The organism is Actinomadura atramentaria DSM 43919, assembly GCF_000381885.1.
Taxonomy (GTDB): domain Bacteria; phylum Actinomycetota; class Actinomycetes; order Streptosporangiales; family Streptosporangiaceae; genus Spirillospora; species Spirillospora atramentaria.
Genome location: NZ_KB907213.1, coordinates 269519 through 286042, shown reverse-complemented (window position 1 = coordinate 286042; position 16524 = coordinate 269519). Strand labels below are relative to the sequence as shown.

Here is a 16524-nt window from a genome sequence, read left to right as displayed (position 1 = left end):
TGGGGCTGGTCCACGTTGAAGGTCCTCGCTGCGGGCGATGAGGATCGCGGTGAGCGCGGTTTCACCAGCCCTTTGGGGCTGGTCCACGTTGAAGGAGCGCGAGGAGCCGGGCGCGGACCTGGTGCTGTTCGGCGTTTCACCAGCCTTTTGGGGCTGGTCCACGTTGAAGGACCGACCGGCTCGGTGAGGCGATCAAGACCGCCGTGTTTCACCAGCCCTTTGGGGCTGGTCCAGGTTGAAGGTGCCCCACTCCGCAGGGCACGCCGGATCAGTGTCGGGTTTCACCAGCCCTTTGGGGCTGGTCCACGTTGAAGGCTGAACGTCGACGAGGCGTTGCGGGACCGCGGCGCGGGTTTCACCAGCCCTTTGGGGCTGGTCCACGTTGAAGGCCCACCTACACCGGCTCCCACCGGCTCCACACCCCGGTTTCACCAGCCCTTCGGGGCTGGTCCACGTTGAAGGGACCCTGTCGATCCCGAAAACCCGGTCGCGCCCGGGTTTCACCAGCCCTTCGAGGCTGGTCCACGTTGAAGGATCAGCTCGGTGAGCGCGGCCTGCAGCATGTCCCATTCAACCGCCTTGGTGGGGCGGTCCACGTTGAGTGCTGTGACGCGATTGGCGTCGGCGTGCGTGTACGCGGATGCGCTTCGGCAATCCTGCAACGGGGCGGGCCCCGATTTGGTTACCAGAGGTTGAGGTCTTCCAGGAGGGTGGCGGCGCGGGGTAGGGGTGGGGTGGGTTTGGTGGTCGTGGTGGCTGGTGGGAGGGGGATTGTGGTGTTGAGGCGGATCATGTTGCGCCAGGTGAGGAGGCGGGTCCAGTAGGTGGGGATGGTGTGGCAGCGGGGCTGGGTGAGGCGGGGGCTGTTGGGGAGGTCGTCGAGGTGGAGGCCGTCGGCGAGGAGGCGGGCGGCGGTTTTGGGGCCGATGCCGGGGACGCCGGGGATGTTGTCCGAGGGGTCGCCGGTGAGGGCCCGGTAGTCGGGCCATTGGCGGGCGGTGACATGGTGGCGGGCGAGGATGTCCGCGGGGGTGATGCGGTGGCGGGCGGGGTTGAGGATGGTGACGGTGTCGGTGGCGAGCTGCAGCAGGTCGCGGTCGCCGGAGTAGCAGGTGACGGTGCGGCCGGCTCGGGTGGCGTCGTGGGTGAGGGTGGCGATGACGTCGTCGCCTTCGTGGTCGTGGAGTTCGATCCAGCGGATGCCGGCGGCGTCGAGGGCGTCCTTGACCATCGGCAGGGAGCGGATGGGGCTGTGGTCGGCGGTGGCGCGGTTGGCCTTGTAGTCGGGGTCCTGGGCTTTGCGGGCGGCGTGGGAGTTCTCGCCGTCGAAGGCGACGACGATCTCGTGGTCGGGTGCGGCTTCGAGGTGGGTCTTGCGCAGGATGGCCAGGAAGCCGAAGACGCCGGTGAGATCGCGGGTTCCGTCGCGGGAGGTGATGCGGCGTTCGGAAAAGCCCCACCAGGAGCGGTAGAGCAGGTGGTGGCCGTCCACGGCAAGCAGAGGCGTCATCGCCGGTTCCCCTCGGGCGTTCGCGGGTGCGGTATCGCCTTTGACCGGGGCGGACGGGTGCCCGCCGCGACCAGGCGCGGGGACGGCGAAGAGATTACCGGCTCACCGCCGCGCCATGCTGGAAGAGGCGCGCGAGTGTCTCGCCGAGTGCCGGGACGATGTCGCGTTCGCCGGCGACGCGCCGGTACGCGCGGCGACAGTAGGCGGCCCGTTCGACGTCGGTCAGTTCGACGCCGCGGCGCACGGCGTCGGTGAGGCCGCCGGGATCGTCCGGATCGTAGAGCAGGCCGGTGCGTCCGTCGGCGATGGTCTCGGGGAAGCCGCCGAGCGCCGGCGCGACGACGACCGGTCCGCCGTGCCGCGCCCACAGTGCCGTCTCCAGCGGGACGTTGGCGAGGGCCTCGCCCCGGGACGGGCACGCCACGACCGCCGTGCCGGGCAGGCCGGCGAGCGCGCGCGGCAGTTCCCGGGTGAAGCGCGGGACGAGCGTCGCGCGCAGGCGGTGTTCGGCGATCTGCCGACGGTAGGACTCGATGAGCGGGTCCGCGCCGTCGAACGGCACGACGATCGCCGCCAGGTGGACCCGGTCGCGGAGCGGCCCGAGCGCGGCGATGAGCCGGTCGACGCCCTTGGTCGGGTCCGTGCGGGCGATGACCAGGACGAGCGGCCGGTCCAGCGGCACCCCGTACTCGGCGGCGACGGCGCGCGCCCGTGAGACGGGCAGTGGCTGCAGGTCGGGGGCCGTCAGGTCAAGCGCCGAGCGGCACGGGACGAAGTGCTGCTCCCCCACCCCGTACGCCTCGACGAGATGGCGGCTCAGGGCGTCCCCGATGTCCGCCACGAACACCCTTTCGCCGACGGCGGCGAGCCCTTCGCGCTCCCACGCGAGACGCGCAGGATCGGGATGCGGGTGGTTGTGCCAGTGCGCCGTCCCGTACGGCGTGAGCAAGACCCGCACATTCGACGGCAGCGCGTAACTGCCGACCCCGAGGAACGGAGTGTCGACCGCGATCAGCGCCGTCCGGTCGAACCGACGCGAGAGACGGCGGCCGAGCGCGGCAGCGCCCGCCGAGAGCTGCCCCCACACCTCCGGCGACCAGAACGGCGCGTCGGTGTCGTAGTCGAGCGCGAACACGCGCCCGCCCCGGGCGGCCAGGACGCGCTCGGTCTCGGCGAGGAGCGCCGGATCGTACGCCCATGTCGCCGGGCCGGGCTTCGGGATGGCGAGGAACGGCGTGAACGGACCGACCCGCGCCAGCAGCTCGTCCCAGCGCCGCGACAGCGCCCCCAGCAGCGTCCGCGTCTGGCGGCCGATGCCGTTCGTGCAGTTCGCGGCCCCGTTGAACGTGCAGTACAGGAGCGCGTTCATCCGGCGAGGTAGAGGTCTTCGGGGTTCGGCCGCCACACCTTCGACTTGGCGCGGTTCGGCGTGAGCCCGGAGGCGGCCAGTGCGTCGGCGACCGTCTCGGCGGAGCACTCGGCCGCGCGGCGCGTCGAGCAGAAGACGGTGTAGTTGTCGGTGACCCGGACGACGGCCATGCCGTCGAGCCGCCGGTCCACGGGCACCAGGCGCAGGTTCGTCAGCAGCGGCGTCAGTCCGCTGCCGGGCGCGAGCGGCACGGGCAGCGCGGCGAGCGCCCGGCGGACGACGGCGAGGAACGAGCCGTCGCGGACGAACCGCGCGAGCCACGAGACCGTCTCGTCCAGGTCCGCGCCGGAGGTCGCGGCGGCGACGTCGAGGTCGGCGACCCAGACCCGTCCGGCGGCCAGGTGCCGGGCCGCGACGGCGAGCGCGTCGACACGTCCGGCCCGCCGCCGCCAGCCGAACATCCACGGCGGGTAGGCGTCGGATTCCAGGACCGGCTCGGCGGCCGTCCGCAGCGCGCGGTGAACGACACGGTCGCCGACGGTCGGGACCGCCAGCGCCAGGTCCTTGCCGTACGAGGGAAGCGAGACCGCGCGCACGGGCCCGGGCCGCCACGTGCCGTCGCGCAGCCGCGCGGCGAGTTCGGCGATGCGGGCGTCGAGGCCGTCGCGGTACCGCGCCCAGGTGACGCCGTCCGCGCCGGGCCCGGCGGGGCGGCGCATGCACGCACGCGCGCACCGCTTCAGCCGGGCGGGATCAACGAGCAGCGGCATGAGGCTGTGCGCCGCGGGATGGGTCATGGGAGCGCACTCCAGCGTGAAGTGGCCGCACCGGCGGCCAGGGCGGCACGCGCGTGCGGCCCGCGATGGAGAAGAAGGTCCAGGACGGACAGCCCATCGGTGAACGGCCCGCCGCCCGCCTGTGGATAAGGAGGAAGCGCGAAGGTGGACACCTCGACGTCGATGCCCGCCGCTGCGAGCGCTGCCGCGTCCAGGTATCCGGTCGCGCCCGTCCCGACGCGCAGCGTCCGCGCGCCGGTCCGGCGGCACAGGTCGACGAGCATGTCGGTGCGCGCCCCGGCCGGGCCGATCGAGCTGGACCGGACGAGTTCGACGGACAGGCCGAGCGCGTCCAGAAGGAACCCGGTCAGCGCCAGATCAAGGTCGACGAGCCGTTCCCACGGCCGCGCGTACAGCTCGTCGAGGCCCTGCGCGTACGAGTCCCAGCACGGCGCGCGGCCGTAGTTCTGCGCGAGCGTCCGGAAGTGGCGGCGCGCCCAGAGCCTCCCATCGGGGACGACGTCGGTCAGCGGCTGCCCGAACCTGCGGCGGACGGGCACGGTCAGCCACTGCGCGCCGCCCCCGGCCCGCAGCACCCGGTTGCGGTGCTGGAACCCGCGTTCGCTGAACTGCACGTGGTCGAGCACGACGAGACGCGGAACGTCCAGCAGCCGCGCGAAGTAGCCGCCCCACGGCAGGTAGGCGGGCTGGTGCGCCACCAGCACGGCGTCGGACATCAGCTCGCGACCCGGTAGGGCACGAAGCGCTCGGCGAACGGCACGCCGATCGAGATGCCGTGCGCCGCGTCCAGCGTCCGGATCGCGGACACGCTGCGCGGATGGCCGTCGCCGCGGAGCTGGGAGCCGTACGCGGCGAGCGCCTTCCCCTTGGCGGGCCAGCTCGCGGTGGTGTCCACGAAGACGCTCCACTGCTCCGCGTTCGGCGTCCAGGAATCCTCGGGACCGGCGTAGCCGAGGACGATGCGGGGCGTCGGCCGCGCCGAGCCGCCGGGCCGGACGGCGGCGAGGCACGCGGCGTGGACGGCGCGGTGGTCCTGGTGGAAGGCGTTGCCGGCGGGCATCAGCAGGACGTCGGGGGCGACCTGGGTGAGCGAGACCTCGGTCCCGGATTCGACGAGGTCGACGAGTTCCTTCTGGTGGCGGCCGGGAGCGCGGGCGCGGTCGTCGTCGGCCCAGCCGATCGCGCGTCCGGCGACGCCGAGCGCGTCGCACGCGGCGTGGAACTCCTTGGTGCGCAGGGCGACGTCGCTGTACCCGCCCCACATCCGGTGGGTGCAGCACGCGACGGCGAGCACGTGGACGGTGAGTCCGGCCTGCGCCATCCGGTGCAGCGTCCCCCCGGCGCCCAGGGTCTCGTCGTCGGGATGGGTCGCGACCATCAGCGCGACGCCGCCGGGGGCCAGGCCGAGCGGCGCGCGGTCGGTGGGGAGGTTCACGGTCGGCTCCTGCCGGTTCGGTGGCGTGTCACGGCGTCGAGGAAGGCCGCGGCGGCGGCGGACGGGGTGTGCGCGGCGACCCGGCCGGGGGCCGCCCGGCTGGCCGCGCGGTAGGCGCGGCGGTCGCGCAGCAGGGAGTTCGCGGCCGTCCACAGTTCCGTCGCCGTCCGGCCGGGCGGGACCATGACGCCCGCGCGTCCGACGAGGTCGGGGACGTGCCCGAAGTCGTAGGCGACCACGGGCGTGCCCGCCGACAGCGCTTCGGCGGCGGCGTTGCACCAGCTCTCCGGGCTGGTCGTGGAGATGATCGTCAGGCAGCCTCCGGCGAAGAAGTCCGGGACGGCGCGCCAGGGCAGAGCGGGCAGGACGCGCACGTTCGGCTTGGTGCGCGCGGCCCGGCGGCACTCGTCGATCACGTCGTCCTGCATGCCGGGCCAGTACTCGAACCCGGCCGCCGCGAGCACGATCTCCACCGGGCGTCGCGTGGACGCGGGGATCGCCTCGATCAGCTCGCGGACGCCCTTGTGCGGCTCGGCACGCGCGACGATGCGGACGGGACCGGCGCGGCGGAGCAGTTCGCGCCGGACCGCGCCCGGCGGCTTCCCGCTGGTCAGCAGGGCGTTGGGCACCGCCGCCCAGCGCGCGGTGTCGTAGCCCTCGGCCGCCGCCTCGCGCAGCATGAACGGGCTGGTGGTCACCACGACCGACGCCTGGGCGGCGGCCTCGTCGAACAGCGGGTCGGTGCGCATGACGGCGGCGTACAGCGCCGTGCGGACGCCCGCCGGGGCGGGCGCGAGGTAGCCGAGCCCCCAGGAGGCGTCCGCCCAGCAGGCGATGTCGACGTCGAGCCGCTTCAGCAGCGCGGAAACCTCGTCGGCGACCTCGGGGTGCCGGAGTGCGGCGAGCAGGTCGTCCTCCGTGGCGGGGTCCGCGAGGCGGACCGAGTCGAGCGCGACGACATCGGTGTCGGCGGAGGACGCCCGGCCCGCCGCCGTGACGATGACGGCCCGGTGCCCGAGTTCCCGCAGCCCCGCGGCGAGCGCCGCGACCGACCGTTCCAGCCCCGCCGGCACGTCCGCGCTGTACGACAGGAGAACGAACGCGATCGTCGTCACGGGCGCCGCACCCCGCTCGGCAGCGGCAGGGACTCGACCGGTCGGGCCGGACGCGCCTCCCACGGGAAGACCGTCCAGTCCGCGACGTCCCAGATCCAGACGTCGAGGTCGGCTCCCGCGCCGAGGTTGCGGCAGAGCGCGGCGGCGCGAACCGATTCGAGGCCCGGCAGCGTGCGCGCGAGCGCGGCCCGGACGGCCCGGAGCGTCGCGCCGGACCCGCAGATGTCGTCGACCAGCAGGACCCGCCGCGCGGCGCGGCCGAGGTCGCCGGTCTCCACACCGACCCGGCCGGTCGCCGGAAGGCCGATGCGGTCGTCGGCGTTGTGCCGCGCGGAGACGAACGCGCACCGCACGCCGAGCGCCGAAGCGAGCGCGGTGGCGGGCGGCGCGCCGCCGCGCCGGATACCGACGACGAGATCCGGGCCGTGGGCCCGCTCGGCGTCCGCGATCAGCCGGATCGCCGCGTTGAAGGCGGGCGTCGTCACCTGCCAGACGCGGCGCCCCTCGAAGAGGCGGGTCGGTTCACTGGTCATGGCCATCCCCATCGGTCCAGAACGGTGTGGGCGAAGGGCGCGTCGCGCGGGTCCGGCGTCCACCAGACGCGCGGTCCCGTCGCCAGCACGTCCGCGACGAGCAGCAGGTACAGCGGCTCGGCCACGACGAGCACCTCGCGGATCGGCCCTTCGGCGGCGAGCGCGGCGGCGACGGCGGGCCGCAGCCGCGCCGCGCGGTCGTGGTCCAGGCGGCGGTCGTACGGCAGGAGCGGCTCGTCGGCCGCGACCACGCCGTGCTCGGCGGACAGAATGCGCACGCGGGCGCGCAGCGCGGGGTGTCCCCCGAGGCGGGCGCGCAGCGCGGCGAAGCACCCGCCCTCGTACAGGTCCAGCGCCGGGAGCGGGACGTCGGTCGCCCGCTTGCGCCGGGAGCAGCCGACGATCACGAGCCGGTCGTCCGTCACGCGTCGCTCACCACCCGCACGCCGATGCCCGGTGAGACGAGCCCGGCGGGGACCTCGTTGACGTACGCGCAGCGCGCGTACAGGCTGATCGACCGGTACGAGCCGCCGCGCACGACCCGTCCGCCCGGCACGGCGGTGGCCGTCCACTCCCAGACGTTGCCCGCCACGTCCAGGACACCGTCGGGCGTCGCGCCGTCGGGGAAGCTCCCGACGGGGGACGGGCCGCCGAGGCCGAGCCCGCGCAGGTTCGCGCGCAGCGGCCCGTCGTAGCCGGGTTCGTCGTCGCCCCACGGGTAGCGGCGGTGGCCGCCGCCCGCCATCCACTCCCACTCGGCGGACGTCGGGAGCCGACCGCCCATCGCCGCGGCGATCCGGACGGCGTGCGGCCAGTCGAACCCCGTCGCGGGCGCGGCGCCGGTCCGCCGGGCTTCCCCGAGGTCTTCCGCCAGCGCCCAGGTGACGGGAACGCTCAACCACCACAGGTCCCGGATCGCCGTCGCAGGCCGCCATCGGCCAGACGGCAGCGTTCCACCGGCGACCGCGATCCAGCGCGGGCCCGGCCGGGTTACCGTGGATGCGGCCTGGGCGGCAGAGACGCTTCCCCGCGCGGTACACGGCCCGCTTCCGCACACGTGCGGGCCGGTCGCGGGGAAAGGACGACTCCGTCCGGGTCCGTTCGCGTCAGCGGCCACGGGCGTCCTCCCACAGCAGGACCTGCAGCCGGGGGGCGAGGTTCCAGCCGCGCTCGATGACCGGGTCGGCCAGGTCGCGCAGGAGTTCCAGGAGCCGTCCGGCGGACGTCGCCTCCGGCATGATCCACACGTCGTCGAGCCCGTGGGCGGCCTGGACGCGGGCGACCTCGTCGAGTTCGGCGGCGTCCGCGACGACGAACTTGAACCGCGCGCGCCCCGAGTCGGCCAGCGCCCGGAGCGCCCGTTCGCGGAGCCGCCGGTGCTCGGGCCCGCCCGCACCGGCGAGCTTCGGCGACACGTTGAACGCGACGTGCTCGACGAGCAGCTCGGGCGGCGGCGCCACCGTCCCGTTCGTCTCGATCTCGACGGCGGTGCCCGCGAGCCCCGCGACCAGCTCGGCGACCGGCCCGGCCTGCAGAAGCGGTTCCCCGCCGGTGATGACGACGAGGTCGGCACGGCCGCGCGCCCAGTCGCGGACGGCGTCCACCGGCATCGCCGTCTGCTCGGCCGCCCGGTCGTAGACCCGCCACTGCCACGTCCACGGCGTGTCGCACCACGAGCAGGCGAGGTTGCAGCCCGACAGCCGGACGAACGCGGCGTGCCGTCCGAGGCTCGGCCCCTCGCCCTGGAGCGTCGGGCCGAACAGTTCGGCGACTCTCAGCACGGACGCCATCGTCAGCTCCCCTCCGGCTGACGAGGCGATCCGTACTCCGCCCAGGTCGCCGCGGTCTCGGCGACCCGAACGGCCTCCACCGCGACGTCCGGCGGAAGCGCGAGTTCGGCGGCGCACCACTGGAAGAGGTGCCGGGCGAGGTGCTCGCTCGTGGGTTCGACGTCCAGGACCTCGTTCAGGTCGCGGTGGTCGAACGCCGTCCGCAGGTGGTCGCGGAACGCGTCCAGGGCGGCGAAGTCCACGACGAACCCCGGCTTGGCGAGCCCGTGCCCGGCCAGCCGGACCTCGACGGCGTACGAGTGGCCGTGCGGACGACCGCACTTGTGACCGGGCGGAAGGCCGCCGAGCCGGTGCGCGGCCTCGAACGCGAACGTCTTGGCGATGCGGAACATCTACGCCTCCCCCGTCGCGTAGCGGGTCGGGTCCGCGACGTCGGCGGCGGCGAACGCCTCCCGGCGCTCGACGCACGTCCCGCACGTCCCGCAGTGCAGGCCGCCGCCCCGGTAGCACGACCACGTCCGCTCGAACGGAACGCCGAGCCCGTCGCCGAGGCCGACGATCTCGGCCTTCGCCAGCGCCAGGAACGGCGCGGTCACCGCGAAGTCCGGCGGCAGGAACCCCTCCCCGGCGAGCCGGGCCGTCCGCTCGTAGGCGTCCACGAAGGCGGGCCGGCAGTCGGGGTAGACGGCGTGGTCGCCGCCGTGCGCGCCGTAGGCGACGGTGTCGGCCCCGAGCGCGGTGGCCAGGCAGACGGCGGCGTCGAGCAGCAGCGCGTTCCGGTGCGGGACGACCGTCACCGACATCGACGGCTCGTCGTAGCGCCCGTCCGGGACGGCGACCGACGGGTCCGTCAGCGCCGATCCGGTCAGCAGGCGGCCCACCGACGTCAGATCGACGACGCAGTGCGGGACCGCCAGATCCTCCGCGACGCCGCGCGCGAACTCCAGCTCCTTGCGGTGGCGCTGGCCGTAGTCCGCCGACAGCAGCGTGAGGCGCGCGGCATGCGCGGCCAGCCAGTGGGCGAGCACGGTGCTGTCCAGGCCGCCCGACACGACGGCCACCGCGTGTCCGATCGGACGATCGGGGGCGTTCACGCCGCGACGCCCGTCAGCCGGAGGAACTCGTCCCGCGCGGCCGGGTCGTCCGCCAGCGCGCCGCGCGCCGCGACCGTGACGGTCTCCGCGCCGAGCGCGCGCACGCCGCGCCGGTTCATGCAGGCGTGCTCGGCCACCAGGACGACGCCGACGCCGCGCGCCCCCATCCGCTCCTCGACGAACCGGGCGACCTGCTGCCCGAGTTCCTCCTGCACCTGCAGTCCGGCCGCGCACCACGCGACGGCGCGGGCGAGTTTCGACAGGCCGACGAGCCGGTGGCCCGGCAGCACGCCGACGTGCGCGACGCCCGAGAAGGGCAGCAGGTGATGGGCGCAGACCGACGTGAACGGGATCGCGCGCACGAGCACCAGGTCGTGCTGCTCGGCCGTGTTCGGGAACGTCGTGAACTCGAAGCCCGGCCGGTCGAGCAGCTCGGCGAGCCCGGCGACGACGCGCTCGGGCGTCCGCCGCGCCACCTCGCCGCCAGCGGGCACGCCGAGCGCGGCGATCAGCGCGGCGACGGCCTGCCGCGCCGCCGCGCGGTCCAGCGGACGGTCCTCCTTCACCAGGGCGTCGGGGCCGCCGACGGGTCCGGGTCCGGTTCGGGGGTGTGCAGTGCGCACTCGATCTCCTCTGATTGAGATCCCACGGGCCACCGGGGATGGCCGCGCGTCCGTGCCGGACGCGCCGGTCCCAGTGAAGGGCCGCCGACGTTCCGCGACCAGACCGTCGCGAGTTGAAGCCTGTTGAACATGACCGAATCCGTTGAACACTGTTGAAACCGGCTTCAGGCTGGGGTCCGCGCATCGGCGATCCGTCTCGGAAGGGGCACTCGATGGCGGGACAGCGACGTCTCCCGATCACCAACACGGCGTTGAAGGCGGCCATGACCGCGGCGGCGCTTCCCTATGCCCGGATCGCCGAGGTGATCAATCTCGTCGGACACGAAAACGGCGTGCCCCTGTACTACGGGCGCAGCACCGTCGCACACTGGCTGACAGGGACGACCCCGCGTCCGGAGTCGATCGCCGTCGTCGTCGAGGCGTTCGCCCGGCTGCTGGACCGCCCCGACCTGACCGCCGGCGACCTGGGATGGTCGCACGCCGAACCGGCCAGGCCGGACGACCCGTGGGACGGCGACCCCGTCGCGTGGCTGACCCGGCTGGGGAAGGACGACATGCTCGACCGGCGCTCGCTGCTGAGGGGCAGCCTGTACTCGTTGACCGCGCTCGGCCTGCCCGCGCCGCCGTGGCCAGCGCCGGCGCGGTCGGGGACGCCGCGCCGCACGGGCGCGTCGGACGTCGCCCGGGTCGAGGAGATGACGAGCCGCTTCGCCGCGGCCGACGACCTGTTCGGCGGCGGGCACGCGCGGACGGCCGTCGCCGCCTACCTCGTCAACGACGTCGTGCCGATGCTGCACGGAAGCTCCGGGCGGGCGCGGCCCGCGCTGTTCGCCGCCGCCGCCCGGCTGGCCTACCTCGCCGGGTTCATGAACGCCGACGCCGGGCACGCGGGGCAGGCGCAGCGCTACTACGTCCAGTCGGCGCGGCTCGGGCGCGAGGCCGACGACGTCGTCGCGCAGGCGACGGCGCTGCGAGCGCTCGCGCTCCAGGCGTCGGAACTGGACCATCCCGCGCAGGCCGTCGAGCTGGCCGAGTCGGCCGCCGCGACGCTCAACGACCGCGCCGACACCCGCATCCGCGCCTGGATGCAGGGCATGCTCGCCGAAGCGCACGCCGCCAACGGGGAAGGCCGCCAGGCGCTCGGGCGGCTCCGCCAGGCCGAGGCGCTCGTCGAACGCGCGGATTCCACGCCCGCCTCGGAATGGACCGGCGGCTACGGGCGCGAGGCCCTGGAGCACCAGACCGGGAGCATCCTCATGCGGCTCGCGGACCCGCGCGCGGCCGAGGAGCACTTCCGGCTCTCCATCGTCAGCCGACCGCCGAACGAGCGGCGGTCCAAAGTCCTCATCACCGCGCGGCTGGCGACGGCGCAGCTTCGCGACGGCCATCCCGAGAAGTCCGCGCGGACCGTCCTCGGGATTCGAGACGACATCGCGTTGGTGAGTTCGCACCGTGCGGTTCGGCACTTCCGCGAACTCCGGACGGGATGGGCGCGGGCGCGGTCGGAATCCGTCGTCCAGCGGGCCGACGATTTCCTCGTGCGGGCCGTCTCCGGGTAATCGGGCGTGTCGTCGTTGCTCTCGCATTAAAGGACGAGCAAACTCGGAGCGTCGGACCCGAACGCGAAGGAAGCTCTTCCGCTGACCGCTCACGCTGGTTGGAGCCTTCGCGCGATGAACGAATCCGATGATGAACTGGCGGCCGAAGCAGCCGCCGCTGATCTCGCCCTCGCCGTCCGCTCGTTGCTCGGTATGACGCCGCGGTATCCGGCAACGGTGTACGGCATTCTGGGGAACCTCGCCGAGACCGCTCGCGGCCTGGACCTGCTGTTCGACCGGCTCTCGTGTCTCCTCGGCGCGCAGCTCGCCGCCGGGCGGCTCGGCCACGACCGTGACGAGCCCGCTGGTCCGGCCGTCGCCGCGACCCGCCGTTCCCTCCTTCTGGCACGGACCTCCGCCCAGGAGATGCACCGAGGTTCGCGGCAGGCGCAGCGTTCGATGAACGCGCTGCACGCGCGTTGCGGCTTCCCCGACGACGGCGCTCGCTCACGCGGAGCAAGAGATACAGAAGTTTCACTTATTCATTCCGGGACCGAGCGCGGTCCCGGAAATCCCCTCTCCCGTTGACGGAGAAGGGGGTGATGATGGGCGGAAGCCGATCGTCGAAACAGGGGAACCGGCGGCGGAAGAGCCGCGAACCGCGCGTGCGCAGTGTCCGGCTGACCTGGTCGGAGACGGAGTACGCCGCGGTGGCCGCGGCCGCCGCGCGCACCGACATGGCAGTCGGCGCGTACGCGGCGGCGACGGTGCTCGCGGTCGCGACCGGCGCGGACCCGCCCGCATGGTCGCCGCTGCGGGAACTGCTCGCCGAGGTCGTCCGCGCGTCCGGCCAGACCCGCCGGATCGGCGTCAACCTGAACCAGGCCGTCGCGGCGCTGCACGCGCTCGGCCGCCCGACCTACGCGCTGGAGCAGTACGGACGCGTCGCCGCGCGCGCCGTGGACAACCTCGACGAGACCGCCGAGCAGATCCGCCGGACGCTCGCGGACCGGCCGTGATCGCGAAGGTCATCCGCGGCACGCGCGTCCAAGGACTCATCCGCTACCTGTACGGACCCGGACGGTTCAACGAGCACCGCGACCCGCACATCGTCGCGGGCTTCGACGACCCGGCACGCCTGGAGCTGCCCGTCCGCGACGGCCGCCGCGACTACCGCCGCCTCGACGGCCTGATGCGGCAGACGCTGGCCGTCCTCGGCGACCGCAACCATGACCGCCCCATTTGGCACGTCCCCGTCCGCGCCCACCCCGACGACCCGATCCTCACCGACGCCCAGTGGGCCGAGATCGCCGCCGAGATCATGCACCGCACCGGCCTAGCCCCCCGCGACGACCCCGAAGGCGTCCGCTGGTTCGCGATCCGCCACGCCGACGACCACATCCACATCGTCGCCACCCTCGCCCGCCAGGACGGCCAACGCCCGAACATCTGGGGCGACCGCTACCGAGTCCGCGAAGCATGCCGCGCCGTAGAAGACCGCCACGACCTCCACCGAACCCCACCCGCCGACGGCACAGCCGCAACCCGACCAACCCGAGCCGAAACCGAAAAAGCCCGCCGCACCACCCACCCCGAACCGCCCCGAGTCACCCTCCGACGACACGTCCAAACAGCCGCAGCATCAGCCCAAGACGAGAAGCACTTCCTACAACTCCTCCAAACCGCCGACGTCGCCCTACGCCTCCGCCACAGCCCCCACGACCCCACCAAAATCACCGGCTACGCCGTAGCCCTCCACACCGACCCCGCAACGACCGAGCACCCGATCTGGTTCAGCGGCAGCACCCTAGCCCCCGACCTGTCCCTCCCCCGCCTGCGAACACGCTGGCCAGCACCACAAGGAACAGAAGCCGAGCCCAACAGACCGACCGGCCGAGCAAAACTCCCCGCCCGCCTCGTCCTACCCCTCACCGACCACGAACGCCAAGCGATCTACACCGAAGCCGCACGCGCCGCCGAATTCGCAACCGCCTACCTACGCCAACCCGCCCCAGACCTGGACGACGCCTTCCACGCAACCCTCGACATCCTCCGCACAGCAGCAGCAACCACCGGCAACCCCCACCTCCACAAAGCCGCCGACACCTACGACCGAGCCGCCCGCCCACCCCACCGCCGCATCCCCACGCCGACCCCCGCCGGCCAAGCCCTACGCACCGCCGCAAGAACCCTCGCCGCAACCCACCCAGGAAAGCGCCACACCCAAACCCTGATCACTGCACTCATCACCCTTCTAGAAGCCATCACCACCCACCACCGCCACCACAAAAACCAAACCCGAGCCACCGCAACCCAACAAACCACCAACCACCTCGCCCGCGCCGCCATGCCCAAATTGGCCGCACCCAACAGGATACCGGAACCCAACGAACGCCCTCCTTTTGCATCCTCTGCGCAGAGCCGACCATACAAAAAACGTTCGTATACCACCGAGCCGCACGACCCTCGAAAACCCCATACTGCCTAGATGAAGCCTGAACATGCCGTCCCAACGACCTCAATAAGGACACGATGGCACGGGTGGCGACCGCCGCAGCGAACAGGTCGTGGGCACTGCCGCGCAACGGCCGCTGAACCCACACGATGGCGCCGTCCAAGGCGGCGATGACCTACAGGTCGTCCAGGGCTCGGAGGTCTGGCCCCAGACTCTCGGTGGGAGCCGATGATGTGCTTCTACTTGGAACGCCATCATCCCATCCCGACTGGTCGGCCCGGGGGCAGACCCCGCCGTGCATCCCGCAATGCGCCCCGGCGGCGGGGACGCTGCTGCGGCTGCGGCCAGGCGGCCAATGGATGCTGGACGCCGGCGGCATCGCCGAACTGCCGATGAACGGCCGGGAGACCTCCAGCGCCCGCTCCTACGCCCGTGCCGCCCGCCGCCACGCCGACGCGATCGGCCCCCATAGACGAACATTGACCTGCCACAAATTCCGATCGAATATCAGCACATACCAGTTAGGCGCGAATGAAAACGGCTATCCTGCCCTGAAATATCGATTGGACTCAACAAGCCCCCATCGATCTGCTTCAGGACGAAGGTACTGAATGAGCAACCCTGATAAGTGGTCACAACTCCGGCATTCCCGTAGGATGTCGAAGATCCCACTATCCAACTTTCGGGCCCACCCCCAACCGGCACCCAGAAGATAGTATGGCCAGCAACTGATTCGCCCCAGGGTATGGCACCCTCGGGCTCCGGAAAAATCGGCATCCTCAGGTCGCTACGCTCGCGAGCTACCGCTTCCCGATATTTTCGCACGACGAGGTCGGCGAGACTGTAGTCACCCGCGCCTTGCGGCGTTGCGATTCGGAGCCCACACAGATCACCGGGACCGTAAAACTCCGCGAATTTTTTGTAGTCGCCCGGCAGTTGGGCTCCAAGCGCCGATTCGATGCTGTCCCATTCGATAGGCGGAACGACAACAGAGTGCTCACCAAGGAGCAGTTTCAAATTAATGAAATCGTCGACCAACGGCTTGATCTTCACGCGCATCATGCGCCAGAACGGATCGCGAACCCGATCATCGCCCTGCCGGACGGATTCGTTAGCGTAGAGTTCGTGCTCGGCCGCCAGAGCATCAGCCATGGGCACAAAAGCCGGCGCGCGGAAATCGACGAAGGCATCGAGCGACGTACCGGTTGTGCGACCATTCACCAAAACCGTCAAGAATTCGGCCACACCACCGGCGAATGCACACCAGTTTTCGAACGTTGAATCTGCCACGACGACCGTCCAATTGTTCGGATCGACGTCGTCGGTGCGCCAGAAGATCGGTGTCATTCCAGGGCCGATCCCCCAGGGCAGCAGCCCACCGACCTCAGGGAATATTGGGTATGGAACGGCGTTTCCCTCCCCGCGTGACACGCGAAGGTCGTCCAACAAGTGGGCATAATACCCCAGAAAATCGGTCTCGACGTACCCATCCCCACCAGGTCGACCTACCCTGACGACGCCTTGAAAGAATCCGTCAACAGTGCCGTCCACGATTGACTTATAGTCTTCCGGCAGTGCCAGGCCGATCGATTCTTCGACCCGATGCCAATCGAAATGATGCATTTCCCCACTTGGCGCTTTCGCCAAATCGATCAGTTGTCGAACAGTGTCCATCAGACGCACTCCAACCACAGCTTACTTCTAGACCCACGCTATCATCCCACCGACGGTGCTGAAATATTGTAATTACGTTCAGCCTAATATTGCGAAGCAGGCGCCGCTTGAACGATGCCAGTCAGACGGTTGCGCAAACAGCAAGGGTACTTTAGAAGCACCGGATTAGAACGAACGCCGGGCTTGGCCAGCCAACGCGCGGACTTGGCGTGTTGCCGATCGAACGGCTTCTTTTATTCACCGATCCTACGACCCATCTTGCACCGAAAGGCGAAAACGCTCGAACCCAGCCCTGGTCGGCGCATAACTGACTAGTCGTTGCCACCCGCCATCCAGGACAGCCTATTCCTCACACTTGGGCGATTACTTCCCGACGCCTCTCGATAAGATCCGGTCGCGCCTCCGCACTTCGACTACAAGCCCCGTACCGCCCAGGAGAAGGAGTTCGACGCGAGTATCCGGCCCGAACTCTGGCATCCATCCGAGAAGAAGTACGGTCTGCCGGCGTCGAAGGTCCGCGCCGAAACACCGCTCGTGTACTGGGGGTCTGTCGCCTATAAGGGTGTGCGGGTGAGTGGCGGAGAAGCCCGA

The 16524-nt window shown here is 71.5% G+C and carries 18 protein-coding genes; 4 read left to right on the top strand and 14 right to left on the bottom strand.

The genetic code is table 11. The features are described from left to right. Positions 1 to 682: 682 nt before the first annotated feature. The 13 genes from G339_RS0116855 to folE all read right to left on the bottom strand — a co-directional run bounded on the left by G339_RS0116855 (position 683) and on the right by folE (position 10266). Positions 683 to 1510, bottom strand: coding sequence for a 5'-3' exonuclease (locus G339_RS0116855; RefSeq protein WP_026341525.1), 828 nt, complete (start codon positions 1508 to 1510; stop codon positions 683 to 685). A gap of 94 nt (positions 1511 to 1604) precedes the next feature. Continuing rightward, positions 1605 to 2879, bottom strand: a complete 1275-nt coding sequence (locus G339_RS0116850) for a glycosyltransferase family 4 protein (RefSeq protein WP_019632254.1) — start codon at positions 2877 to 2879, stop codon at positions 1605 to 1607. Then, positions 2876 to 3676 (bottom strand): reverse transcriptase family protein, encoded by an 801-nt coding sequence (locus G339_RS0116845; protein ID WP_019632253.1) that lies wholly within the window; start codon positions 3674 to 3676, stop codon positions 2876 to 2878. Before G339_RS0116845 ends, G339_RS0116850 begins: the two co-directional genes overlap by 4 nt. After that, positions 3673 to 4392, bottom strand: coding sequence for a WbqC family protein (locus G339_RS0116840; protein ID WP_019632252.1), 720 nt, complete (start codon positions 4390 to 4392; stop codon positions 3673 to 3675). The genes G339_RS0116845 and G339_RS0116840 overlap by 4 nt, the downstream gene beginning before the upstream one ends. Beyond that, positions 4392 to 5111 carry a PIG-L deacetylase family protein gene (locus G339_RS0116835; protein ID WP_019632251.1) on the bottom strand — a complete coding sequence of 240 codons (720 nt, stop codon included), beginning with the start codon at positions 5109 to 5111 and terminating at the stop codon, positions 4392 to 4394. The genes G339_RS0116840 and G339_RS0116835 overlap by 1 nt, the downstream gene beginning before the upstream one ends. Beyond that, positions 5108 to 6226, bottom strand: coding sequence for a glycosyltransferase family 4 protein (locus G339_RS0116830; protein ID WP_019632250.1), 1119 nt, complete (start codon positions 6224 to 6226; stop codon positions 5108 to 5110). The genes G339_RS0116835 and G339_RS0116830 overlap by 4 nt, the downstream gene beginning before the upstream one ends. Further along, positions 6223 to 6759, bottom strand: a complete 537-nt coding sequence (locus tag G339_RS36805) for a phosphoribosyltransferase (RefSeq protein WP_019632249.1) — start codon at positions 6757 to 6759, stop codon at positions 6223 to 6225. Before G339_RS36805 ends, G339_RS0116830 begins: the two co-directional genes overlap by 4 nt. Beyond that, a complete protein-coding gene (locus tag G339_RS0116820) occupies positions 6756 to 7184 on the bottom strand; it encodes a DUF6884 domain-containing protein (RefSeq protein WP_019632248.1) in 429 nt (142 codons plus the stop codon). Before G339_RS0116820 ends, G339_RS36805 begins: the two co-directional genes overlap by 4 nt. Next, complete coding sequence (locus G339_RS0116815; protein ID WP_019632247.1) at positions 7181 to 7657, bottom strand: formylglycine-generating enzyme family protein; 477 nt, start codon at positions 7655 to 7657, stop codon at positions 7181 to 7183. The genes G339_RS0116820 and G339_RS0116815 overlap by 4 nt, the downstream gene beginning before the upstream one ends. 208 nt (positions 7658 to 7865) lie before the next feature. Then, the gene (locus G339_RS0116810) at positions 7866 to 8549 is read right to left on the bottom strand and encodes a 7-carboxy-7-deazaguanine synthase QueE (protein ID WP_019632246.1); all 684 of its coding nucleotides are present in this window, start codon (positions 8547 to 8549) and stop codon (positions 7866 to 7868) included. Between the two features lie 2 nt (positions 8550 to 8551). Beyond that, entirely contained in the window at positions 8552 to 8941 is a 390-nt protein-coding gene (locus G339_RS0116805; RefSeq protein ID WP_019632245.1) for a 6-pyruvoyl trahydropterin synthase family protein, read from the bottom strand. Continuing rightward, positions 8942 to 9610 carry a 7-cyano-7-deazaguanine synthase QueC gene (gene queC, locus G339_RS38885; protein WP_240489832.1) on the bottom strand — a complete coding sequence of 223 codons (669 nt, stop codon included), beginning with the start codon at positions 9608 to 9610 and terminating at the stop codon, positions 8942 to 8944. A gap of 29 nt (positions 9611 to 9639) precedes the next feature. Beyond that, on the bottom strand, positions 9640 to 10266 hold the full coding sequence (folE, locus tag G339_RS38880) for a GTP cyclohydrolase I (protein WP_205625566.1): 627 nt from the start codon (positions 10264 to 10266) through the stop codon (positions 9640 to 9642). Between the two features lie 212 nt (positions 10267 to 10478). On the opposite strand from folE, the gene G339_RS0116790 reads away from it, so the two are divergent. The 4 genes from G339_RS0116790 (at position 10479) to G339_RS38870 (ending at position 14292) form a co-directional block, all read left to right on the top strand. After that, a complete protein-coding gene (locus tag G339_RS0116790) occupies positions 10479 to 11825 on the top strand; it encodes an NsdA family TPR-like regulatory protein (protein WP_240489831.1) in 1347 nt (448 codons plus the stop codon). Positions 11826 to 11939: 114 nt separating this feature from the next. Beyond that, a complete protein-coding gene (locus tag G339_RS38875) occupies positions 11940 to 12392 on the top strand; it encodes a hypothetical protein (RefSeq protein WP_157407774.1) in 453 nt (150 codons plus the stop codon). 77 nt (positions 12393 to 12469) lie between these two features. After that, positions 12470 to 12823 (top strand): hypothetical protein, encoded by a 354-nt coding sequence (locus G339_RS39445; protein WP_169514750.1) that lies wholly within the window; start codon positions 12470 to 12472, stop codon positions 12821 to 12823. Then, on the top strand, positions 12820 to 14292 hold the full coding sequence (locus G339_RS38870) for a relaxase/mobilization nuclease domain-containing protein (protein WP_169514749.1): 1473 nt from the start codon (positions 12820 to 12822) through the stop codon (positions 14290 to 14292). Before G339_RS39445 ends, G339_RS38870 begins: the two co-directional genes overlap by 4 nt. A 474-nt stretch (positions 14293 to 14766) precedes the next feature. Here G339_RS38870 and G339_RS38865 read toward each other — a convergent pair whose 3' ends face one another. After that, positions 14767 to 15933, bottom strand: a complete 1167-nt coding sequence (locus G339_RS38865; RefSeq protein ID WP_157407770.1) for an SMI1/KNR4 family protein — start codon at positions 15931 to 15933, stop codon at positions 14767 to 14769. Between the last annotated feature and the right edge of the window lie 591 nt (positions 15934 to 16524).